This window comes from Phenylobacterium sp., assembly GCF_046463815.1.
Taxonomy (GTDB): Bacteria; Pseudomonadota; Alphaproteobacteria; order Caulobacterales; family Caulobacteraceae; genus Phenylobacterium.
Genome location: NZ_JBKBRO010000010.1, coordinates 130,110 through 139,907 on the forward strand (window position 1 = coordinate 130,110; position 9,798 = coordinate 139,907).

Here is a 9,798-nt window from a genome sequence, read left to right on the forward strand (position 1 = left end):
GGTTGTCATCGCCCTACCAGATCCTCACCCGGTCCTGCGGCGCCACGTACATCGGATCGCCCGGCTTCACCCCGAACGCCTCGTGGAAGGCGTCGATGTTCTTCACCGGCACGTCCACCCGGGCCTGGGGCGGGGCGTGCGGGTCGGAGACCAGGATCTGCTTCATGAAGTCGTCCCGGTACTTGCCGCGCCACACCTGGGCCCAGCCCAGGAACACCCGCTGGTCGCCGGTCAGGCCGTCGATCACCGGAGCCGGCTGGCCCTTCAGCGACAGGTGGTAGGCGTCGAGCGCCAGCAGCAGGCCGCCCAGGTCGGCGATGTTCTCGCCCATGGTCAGCTCGGGATTGATCCGCGCGCCCGGCAGGATCTCCATGGCCGCGTACTGCTTGCCGAGCTTGTCGGCCTCGGCCTGGAACCTGGCCGCGTCCTCGGCCGTCCACCAGTCGGTCAGCCGCCCGTCGCCGTCGGACTTGCGCCCCTGGTCGTCGAAGCCGTGGGTGATCTCGTGCCCGATCACGCCGCCGATGCCGCCGTAGTTGATGGCCGGGTCGCCCTCGGGGTCGAAGAACGGCGGCTGCAGGATGGCGGCCGGGAAGACGATCTCGTTCTTCGTCGAGGAGTAGTAGGCGTTGATGGTCGGCGGGGTCATCTCCCACTCGTCGCGGTCGACGGGCTGGTCCAGCCGGTCCGCCTGGCGCTTCCACTCGAAGGCCGCGGCCCGCTCGACGTTGCCGTAGAGGTCGTCGTCCTTGATCGTCAGGGCCGAATAGTCCCGCCACTTGTCGGGATAGCCGATCTTCACGTGGAACTTGGCGAGCTTCTCCAGGGCCTTGGCCTTGGTGGGCGCGCTCATCCAGGTCAGCTTCTCGATGCGCGCCCCCATGGCGGTCTTCAGGTCGCCGACCAGGGCCTCCATCTTGGCCTTGCTCTCGGCCGGGAAGTAGGCCTCGACGTAGAGCTGGCCCAGCGCCTCGCCGAGGTTGGCGTCCACCAGATTCACGCCGCGCTTCCAGCGGGGCTGGAGGGCCGGAACCCCCGACAGCGTCTTCAGGCGGAAGTCGAAGCGGGCCTGCACGAAATCGTCCGACAGGTAGGGCGCGGCCTGGTCGGCGGTGGTGAAGGCCATCCAGGCCTTCAGGGTGTCCACCGGGGTCTTCGCATAGATCGCCGCGATCTTCGGGAAGGCGGTGTTCTCCTGGGCGATCACCCGGGTCGCCTTCGAGAGGTCCGCCCCGGCCAGGAAGGCGCGCCAGTCGAAGCCCGGCGCGAGCTGCGCCAGCTTGGCCACCTCGTAGGGATTGTAGGTCTTGTCGTCGTCGCGCCGCTCGGCCCGGGTCCACGAGACCTTGGCGATCTCGGTCTCCATGGCGACGATGGCCTTGGCGTTGGCCTGCGGCTGCGGCCAGCCGGCCAGGGTCAGCAGCTTGGCCACATAGGCCTCGTAGGCGGCCTTCTGGGGCGCGAACTTGGCGTCGAGGTAGTAGTCGCGGTCGGGCATGCCCAGGCCCGCCTGGCCCACATAGACGGCGTACTTCAGCGGGTCCTTGGCGTCGTCGTAGACCTGCACGGAGAACACCGACGAGCCGAAGCCCTTGGCCGTCTCGCCCATCAGCCGGGCGATGTCGCGGCGGTCCTTGGCGGCCTTCACCGCGGCCAGGTCGGCGGCCAGCGGCCTGGCGCCCAGGGCGTTCACCCGGGCCTCGTCCATGAAGCTGCGGTAGAGCGCGCCCACCTGGGCCTCGGCGCCCGTGGCGGCGGGGTTGGCGGCGGCCTTGTCCACCACGGCCCGCATGCGGTCCTTGGAGAGTTCGTCCAGCGCGTTGAAGGCGCCGTAGCTCGACCGGTCGCCGGGGATCTCCAGCTTGTCCAGGTAGGTCCCGTTGGCGAAGCGGAAGAAGTCCTGGCCGGCGCTCACCTGGCGGTCCATGCCCGAGGCGTCGAAGCCCCAGGTCCCCATGCGCGGCGCCTTCGTCAGGTCGCGCGGGGCCGGCGCGGAATCGGCGGCCGCGGCGGGTTGGGCGGCCGAGGGGGTGGCCAGCAGCAGGGCGGCCGTGGCGGCGGCGGCGAGCCAGGCGGTCTTCATGGCTTTGATACTCTTCGAGAAAGGGCGTTTGGCGGGGACCATGGCCCAGGCCCCCGCCGTCACGCTCGTTACATTTTGGACAGACTCTAGTGGTGGTTACCGCCCGTCGGCGGCGTGACGCGCACCTCGAACTCGGCCTTCACCCTGGCCCCGCTGGCGAAGGTCAGCGTCGCCGGGATCTTGTCGCCCGCCTTCAGCGTCCGCGTCAGGCCGATGAACATCAGGTGGTAGCCGCCCGGCGCGAAGACGACGGTCCCGCCGGCCGGGATCGCCACCTGGGCCTGCTTCTCCATCTTCATCACGCCGCCCGCCGCCATGCTCGAGCGGTGGATCTCGGTGGTCCTGGCCGCCGGGCTCTCGGCGGCCACGAGCGCGTCGGCCGCCTTGCCGGGGTTGGCCAGGGTCATGAACCCGGCGCCGGTCGATCCGGCCACGGCGGGCCGGCTCCAGGCCAAGGTCGCCCGGGGGCTGACCTGCGGGGCGGCGACGGCGGCGGTGGCCGAGGCGGCCAGGGCGGCGGCGATCAGGGGGACTGCGAATCTCATGGGTCTCTTCCTAATGATGATCGTGGCCGCCTTCGGGCGGCGCGGAGGCGGGGGTCAGGGTCAATATGGGGGCCGGATGGGCCGGGCGCGGCCCGTCCGCCGGGACGGGCTCGGTCCAGCGCAGCACCGCGGCCCCGCAGGACTGGACGGCGGGGAAGGCGAGCGCCCCGCCCGCGGCCGGCAGCTTCACCAGCATCACGAACTCCTCGAACTGGTCGGCGGGGAGCGCCCCCGTCCAGGTGATCGCCGCCACCCGCTCGCCGGCGCGGGCGATGTCCAGCGTCCAGCCCGGCTTGGGCTGCGGCCGGGCGGCCGACACCCCCTCGGGGATCTCGATCCGCACCGCCGTGGTGGCGGCGCCGTCGCAGCCGTGGCCCACGCCGAAGCGCAGGACCTGGTAGCTCCCGGCCTTGGCCTCGGTCGGCTGGACCGCGACGTGCGCGCTCGCCGGGGCCACGACGCAGAGCGCGGCCCCGAGCGTCAGGGTTCTCAGTAGGTCCATGTGATCCCTCCGAACACGGAGCGGCCGTCGCCCGGCCAGTAGGCGGCGCTGGCGGCGGTGGCCGCGATCTGCGCCTGGACGTTGGAGACATAGGCCTTGTCGGCCAGGTTGCGGGCGTCGACGAAGACGGAAAGCCGCGCGTTCACGCGGTAGCCGCCGCCCACGCTCCACACCGCGTAGGACGGCGCCTTCACGGTGTTCCGGTAGTCCACCCAGATGTCAGAGGCCGACCACTCCACCGCGGGCGCCACCCACCAGCCGGCCGGGTGCTCGTAGCGCAGCTCGGCCCGGTAGAAGTGCTCCGGCACGATGGGCAGGCGGTTGTCGCCGTACTGGGCGTCGTCCTTGAAGCGGAAGTCCGACCAGGTCCAGGTCTGGCGCAGGCGCAGGCCCTCCGCCACCCGCCAGTCCGCCGCCGCCTCGATCCCCTGGTGGACGGTCTCGTCGGCGTTGAAGGTCGAGGCCGGGACGCCGTTCCCCACCGTGTACTGCAGCAGCTCCCTGTCGAGCCAGGCGCGGTAGAGCGTCACGTCCCACAGGAGCGGTCCCCGGCGGCCCCGGGTCCCGATCTCGGCCGTCCAGGCCGCCTGGGCCCTCACCGGGGCGAAGCCGGTGTTGGTCGGCGACATCGAGCCCAGGTTGGGCGGCTCCACCGAGCGGGTCAGGTTGGCGAACACCTGCGCGCCGCCCTCGTCCTCCCACAGCATGCCCACGCGGGGCGCGATCCAGTCGTAGGTCTTCCGGGCGTCCAGGTCGAAGGTCCCCGCCGCGCCGGGGATGGCGAAGCTGCGATAGTCGCGCCTGGCCAGGCCCCAGGTCGCCCCGCCGACCAGCGCCAGCCGGTCGGTGACGAAGAGGCGGCCCTCGCCGAACACGTCGAAGGCCTCGGCGTTCTGCAGGGTGCGCGAGGTCGGCGCCCCGCGCGCGCCCTTCACATTGACGTAGAAGTTGGAGTCCAGGTCCCCGGTGCGGGCCCAGGCGCCGAGGTAGGCGTCGGCCCGGCGGCCCGCCGCCTGGCCCTCCCAGTCCAGCCGGGCGAAGGCCCCGTAGTTGCGGCTCTGCTGGTCGATCACCTGGAAGATCGGATGGTCCAGGTCCTTCCAGACGGCGTAGGCCGCCGCCTCCAGGGTGAGCCCGTCGGCCAGCCGCCAGGTGGTCCTGAGCGAGCCCCTGAGCCCCCGCTGGTTGCGGCTCTGGTCGTTGGCCACGTTGCCGGCCGCGGCCTGCCGCGGGTCGGCGTCGAACTGCGCCCGGGTCAGCGCGCCGGGAATCTCCTGGGCGATGTTCGAGCCGTTCAGGATGAACCGCACCTCGCGGCCCTCGCCGAAGCTCCGGCCCACGTTCAGCGCCCCGAACTGGAGGTTCTGCTGGCTCTGCGGGCGCCAGCCCTGGCCGGTCTGGTTGGTCCCGGCCAGATAGACGTCCCAATCGCCATGGGTCCGCGCCAGCGCCGCGTGCTCGCGGATCAGGCCGAAGCTGCCCCCGTCCACGCGGACCTGGGCGTCGTAGCCGGCGTCGCGGCCGGTGGGCGTGACCATGTTGATCGCCCCGCCCAGCAAGGCTCCGCCGAAGCGCAGGGCGTTGCCGCCCCTATAGACCTCGGTGAAGCGGGTGTTCAGCGGGTCGGCGACCTGGCTGTCGCCGTAGCCGTCGGCCTCGTTCAGGGGCACGCCGTCCTGGGCGATCAGCAGGCCCCGGTTGTGGTTGGCGTTGCCGATGCCCGAGCCCCGGATCGAGAGGCGGATGTCGCCGCCCCACTTCCGCTGGGCATAGACGCCGGGCGCATCGCGCAACACGTCGTCCAGGGCCAGCGCGGCGCGCCCGGCGTAGGACTCCTGGGAAATGACCGAGACGGCGCCGGGCGTCTCGGAGAGGCGCTGGCGGGCGTCCTGGACCACCGGCGGGTCCTCGGGGTTGCGGGCGCCGGTGACGATCACCGTGTCCACGGTGGGGGCGGCGGCCTCAGCGGCCTGCGTGACGCCGGGCAAGGCGAGGAGGGGCCAGGCGCACGCGCCCAGCATCAGGGCGCCCCTCGGGGCGCGGTCTTGAAGAGACATGTTTTCTGGATTTCCGAACGTGCTGGGACGGGCGCGCGGGTCTGATCCCCACGCGCCGGCGAAGTCGTCAGGCGTTCGGCGAGGGCGGTCCCTGGCCCGGAGGTCTCGGCGGCGCGCGGGCCGGCGGCGGCGGGGCGGCCGGGGGAACGCGGGGCTCGGTGCGGACGTAGGCGAAGGTCGCCGGCGCGGGGTCCGCCGCCGGCGGCGGCAGGCCGGCCGCGGCGGCGGGACAGACGCAGTGGTCGCAGCGGCCGACGTGGGCCGGCGCGCCGCCGTCCGTGGGCGCGGTCTGCGGCCCGAGGCTGGTGCAGATGACCGTCTCGCCCAACGGCCCACCGAGCGGCGAGGGCGCCGCGCCGGCCAGCGACGGGATCAGCGCCTGGACCAGCAGGGCGAACACGGCCACGAGCGCCAGCATCGCCCGGCGCTCCTGGCGTCGGGCGCGCGCGTTCAGGGGCTGGCGCGGCGGCTTCACGGACGCTTCTCCTAAACCCCGCCGGGGATTCCGCAAGCATCCGGCGTGCGCCATAGTGCGTTGCAGGTCGGCGGAGGGGTGATGGAAGGCCAGGTCGAGACGGGCGCCTACAAGGACGTGGTGCTCTTCCTGGCGACCGCCGGCGTGGTGGTCCCGCTGTTCCGCCGCTGGAAGATCAGCCCCATCCTGGGTTTCCTCGGGGCCGGCGTCCTGCTGGGCCCCTACGGCCTGGGCAGCCTGGCGGGCGAGGTCGGCTGGCTCTCGGCCATCACCATCGACAACCCCGACCAGTTGTCGCAGCTCGCCGAGCTGGGGGTCGTCTTCCTGCTGTTCATGATCGGGCTGGAGCTGTCGTGGGAGCGGCTGCGGGCCATGCGCCGCTACGTCTTCGGCCTGGGCGCCCTGCAGGTGGGCCTCAGCCTGCTGGCGATCGCCGGCGTGGCCCGGGCGCTCGGCCTGCCGACGCCCGCGGCGCTGGCCCTGGGCGCGGCCCTGGCGCTCTCGTCCACCGCCATCGTCATGCCGATCCTGGGCGACCAGAAGCGCCAGCACTCCCTGGCCGGCCGGGTGACCTTCTCGGTGCTGCTGTTCCAGGATCTGGTGGTCGCGCCCATCCTGGTGACGCTCACGCTGTTCGGCCGGCGCGCGGGGGCGCCGGCGCTGGAGACCTTCCTGCTCTCGCTCGCCCCGGCCGTGGCCGGCGTCGTGGCGCTGTTCGTCCTGGGCCGGCTGCTGCTGCGGCCCATGCTGCGCTCGGTGGCCAAGGCCAGGAGCGAGGAGCTGTTCGTCGCCGCCTCCCTGCTGGTGGTGATCGGCGCCGGCCTGCTCAGCGCCGCCGTCGGCCTTTCCATGGCGCTCGGGGCCTTCATCGCCGGCCTGCTGCTCGCCGAGACCGAGTTCCGCCACGAGGTCGAGGTGCGGGTCGAGCCCTTCAAGGGCCTGCTGCTGGGCCTGTTCTTCATCTCCGTGGGCATCGGGCTCAACGTGCCCCTGCTGCTGGAGCGGCCGGCGGTGATCGTGGGGGCGGCCGCGGGCCTCGTGGCGCTCAACGTCGTCCTGGTGTTCGCCCTCGCCCGGCTCTTCGGGGTGCGTGAGCGCTCGGCGGCCGAGGCCGCCCTGCTGCTGGCCGGGGCGGGCGAGTTCGCCTTCGTCATCCTGGGTCAGGCCATGGCCGAGCGGCTGGTCGATCGGGCGGTGGCCGAGACGGCCCTGGTCGCCGCCACCCTGTCGATGTTCACCATACCCCTCCTGGCCCAGCTCGGCCTGCGCGTCGGCGGGCGGAACGTCGCCCCGACGGAGATTCCCGCCGAGCCCGAGGCCGCGAGCGACGCGGCCGGCGACGGCTCGGTCCCCCGCGTCCTGGTGGTCGGCTACGGCCGGGTGGGGCGCCTGGTGGGCGAGATGCTGGGCCGCCACCAGATCCCCTGGGTCGCCGCCGAGATGGACCCCCGCCTGGTGGACAGCGGCCGCCGCCGGGGCGAGGCGATCTTCTTCGGCGACGCCGCCCGGCCCGAGTTCCTGCTCCGCTGCGGCCTGGCCGAGGCGGCCGCCCTGGTGGTGACCATGGACGATCCCGAAGGCGTCGAGACCATCGTCGGCGTGGCCCGCGAGATGCGCCCGGACCTGACCATCGTGGCCCGCGCCCGCGACGCCCGCCACGCCCAGCGGCTCTACGACCTGGGCGCCACCGACGCCGTGCCCGAGACGGTCGAGGCCAGCCTCCAGCTCTCCGAGGCGGTGCTGGTGGGCGTGGGCGTTCCCATGGGCCTGGTGATTGCGTCCGTGCACGAACGGCGCGACGAGTTCCGGGCGGCCCTGAACCGCCCCGACGCCCTGGGCGGCCGGGCCCGCCGCTTCCGCCGCGAGGACGGCGCCTGAACGGCGCCGGAAGTTGGGCGCGAAAAAATCTTCAGGTGACATTCATCAACGCGGAACCAAGCGTAGCCGTGAACGTTGGGCTGCGGTGACGCGCCTGGGCGCGCGGGTGGACGAGGGGTTGGATGTCGTTTCCGGGAGCAGCTTCGCAGCCGCTGGCCTCGGGCGCGCGTTCGTCCAGTGCGCCTGCGACGCTCCGCACGCTCCACAAATATTACGACGGGCTTCCTTCAGAATTCGGCGGCCGCGCTGCAAAGCCTGGCCTTGAAGAGCGGAGGTGCTCGACTTGAAACCATCCGGCGGCTGGGGTGAAACTCGGTCGGCGGGCCGGGCGCGCGGGGAGTCTGATCTCTCTCGCATGACGTTGATCACTGAAGGGTCGTCGTCTAGCGTCCTGGCAGAGCTTGCGAAGGCCGGCGAAATTGGGATCGGAGTGTGGCTTTGGCGACACTTACGCATTCCCGCGGCCTTGTTATAAAAGCGGCCGGGTCAATTGGCCGCACCACCTGAGGGCAACGAGAGGGCTCTGATTATGAAGTTCAAACTCCTGGCAGGGGCCGCGATGGCCGCGGTGTTCGCCGCCGGCAGCGCCTCGGCGCAAGTCGGCTGGTACGGCGCCGTCGATCTCGGCTACCACTGGCCGCAAGAGTTCGAGATGACGTCCTCGAACAACGCCGCCAACGGTCAGCCGTACAACTGGGACTTCAACCAGGAAGACGACTGGGCCGGCTTCGCCCGTCTCGGCTATCAGCTGACGGACAACTGGCGCGTCGAGCTCGAGCTCGGCTATCGCGGCGGCGACGTTGAATCGATCCGCGGCGGCACCAACCAGGCGGTGCTGGGCCTCTGCACCCCCGGCGTGACCCGCACGGCCGCCTCGCCGACCTGCGGCTCGCCGGACGGCGACGTCACCTCGTGGACCGTCATGGGCAATGTCATCTACGACATCCTGCCCGGCTCGACGATCAATCCGTTCGTGGGCGCCGGCATCGGCATCAACCACGTCAAGATGGACACGGTCGGCCAGTTCTCGAACGTGACCGGCACGCTCTCGGCGACCAACCCCGCCATCCAGAACCTCAGCATCGACGACAGCGACACGGCCTTCGCCTGGCAGTTGCTCGCCGGCCTGGCCTGGAAGGCGACCGATCGCCTGAACGTCGATCTGACCTACCGCTACCTCGGCGGTTCGGACGTCAGCTTCGCCTCGACGGGCTCGGCCGCGGCCGGCCTGCAGCCGGGCGTGTTCGACGGCGAATACCGCGACTCGTCGGTGACCCTGGGCCTGCGCTACTCGTTCGCCGCCCCGCCGCCGCCGCCGCCGCCCCCGCCGCCGCCGCCGCCGCCCCCGCCGCCGCCCCCGCCGCCGCCGCCGCCGCCTCCGCCGGCCTATGAGGCGAAGCAGTTCATCGTCTACTTCCCGTTCGATCAGTACGTGCTGACGCCGGAAGCCCAGACGGTGGTCACGGAAGCGGCCAACTACGCCAAGAGCGGCAACGCCACCCGCGTCGTGGTGGTCGGCCACGCCGACACCTCCGGTTCGCAGGCCTACAACGTCCGCCTGTCGGAACGCCGTGCGAAGGCCGTGGCCGACGCCCTGGTGGGCTCGGGCGTGAACCAGACGGCCCTGTCGGTCGACTGGAAGGGCGAGACCCAACCCGCGGTCGCCACCGGCGACGGCGTGAAGGAACCGCTGAACCGCCGCTCGACGATCGACATCAACTTCTGATCTCGATCGCCGACGACCGTCGGAAGCTAGGCGAGGGCCCGGGGGAAACCCCGGGCCCTTTGCTTTTGAATCTCCTCCTCCCCCCGGGCTCAGCCCGATAGGGAGAGGGCGGGGAGAGGGGCGGCTCCGTCGAACGATCTCGCGCCGGCGAAGCGGCGAGCCGCCAACCAGTCCATCATCCCCGGGGCTCGTCCCGGGGATCCAAGGGCGCCCACGCCTGGAACCCGGCCGCGACGCGCTCGGCCCTCTCAGCATCCCCCGGCGTCCAGGGATGGCCGGGACAGGCCCGGCCATGACGGTCCAAGGGCGGCGGTCATCCGTGCAATCCGTGAAATCCGTGGTCCTTCTTCCGTGCGGGCGCGCTCGGGCGCCTTCCGTGCTTTCCGTGGTCCCCTCTCGAACGGCCCCGCCCGCACGAAAATCCTTGACTCCCCGGAGATTTGATGTTCCTGTTTTGTTCATGTCCTCCCCTGCCGACATGGCCGAGGCGATGCTGGGCCGCTTCGCCGAGCTCAGCCTGGAGCTGGCCGCC

General features: G+C 71.8%; 7 protein-coding genes. 2 read left to right on the forward strand and 5 right to left on the reverse strand.

Annotation, left to right across the window (positions count from 1 at the left end; genetic code table 11):
- Positions 1 to 13: 13 nt before the first annotated feature.
- From ACK4TT_RS08835 to ACK4TT_RS08855, 5 genes are all read right to left on the reverse strand, one after another.
- Complete coding sequence (locus ACK4TT_RS08835) at positions 14 to 2,083, reverse strand: M13 family metallopeptidase (protein ID WP_410212837.1); 2,070 nt, start codon at positions 2,081 to 2,083, stop codon at positions 14 to 16.
- Between the two features lie 86 nt (positions 2,084 to 2,169).
- Positions 2,170 to 2,628, reverse strand: coding sequence for a copper chaperone PCu(A)C (locus ACK4TT_RS08840; RefSeq protein WP_409642504.1), 459 nt, complete (start codon positions 2,626 to 2,628; stop codon positions 2,170 to 2,172).
- Positions 2,629 to 2,638: 10 nt separating this feature from the next.
- Positions 2,639 to 3,130: a YcnI family protein gene (locus ACK4TT_RS08845; protein ID WP_409642501.1), complete on the reverse strand. Its 492-nt coding sequence runs from the start codon at positions 3,128 to 3,130 to the stop codon at positions 2,639 to 2,641.
- Positions 3,118 to 5,187, reverse strand: a complete 2,070-nt coding sequence (locus ACK4TT_RS08850; protein ID WP_410212838.1) for a TonB-dependent receptor family protein — start codon at positions 5,185 to 5,187, stop codon at positions 3,118 to 3,120. Before ACK4TT_RS08850 ends, ACK4TT_RS08845 begins: the two co-directional genes overlap by 13 nt.
- 67 nt (positions 5,188 to 5,254) lie before the next feature.
- Positions 5,255 to 5,662: a DUF2946 family protein gene (locus tag ACK4TT_RS08855; protein ID WP_410212839.1), complete on the reverse strand. Its 408-nt coding sequence runs from the start codon at positions 5,660 to 5,662 to the stop codon at positions 5,255 to 5,257.
- Positions 5,663 to 5,743: 81 nt separating this feature from the next.
- Here ACK4TT_RS08855 and ACK4TT_RS08860 point away from each other — a divergent pair, with 81 nt between their 5' ends.
- Both ACK4TT_RS08860 and ACK4TT_RS08865 read left to right on the forward strand, forming a co-directional pair.
- Entirely contained in the window at positions 5,744 to 7,540 is a 1,797-nt protein-coding gene (locus ACK4TT_RS08860; RefSeq protein WP_410212840.1) for a cation:proton antiporter, read from the forward strand.
- A gap of 529 nt (positions 7,541 to 8,069) precedes the next feature.
- Positions 8,070 to 9,266, forward strand: a complete 1,197-nt coding sequence (locus tag ACK4TT_RS08865) for an OmpA family protein (protein WP_410212841.1) — start codon at positions 8,070 to 8,072, stop codon at positions 9,264 to 9,266.
- The last annotated feature ends 532 nt before the right edge of the window (positions 9,267 to 9,798 follow it).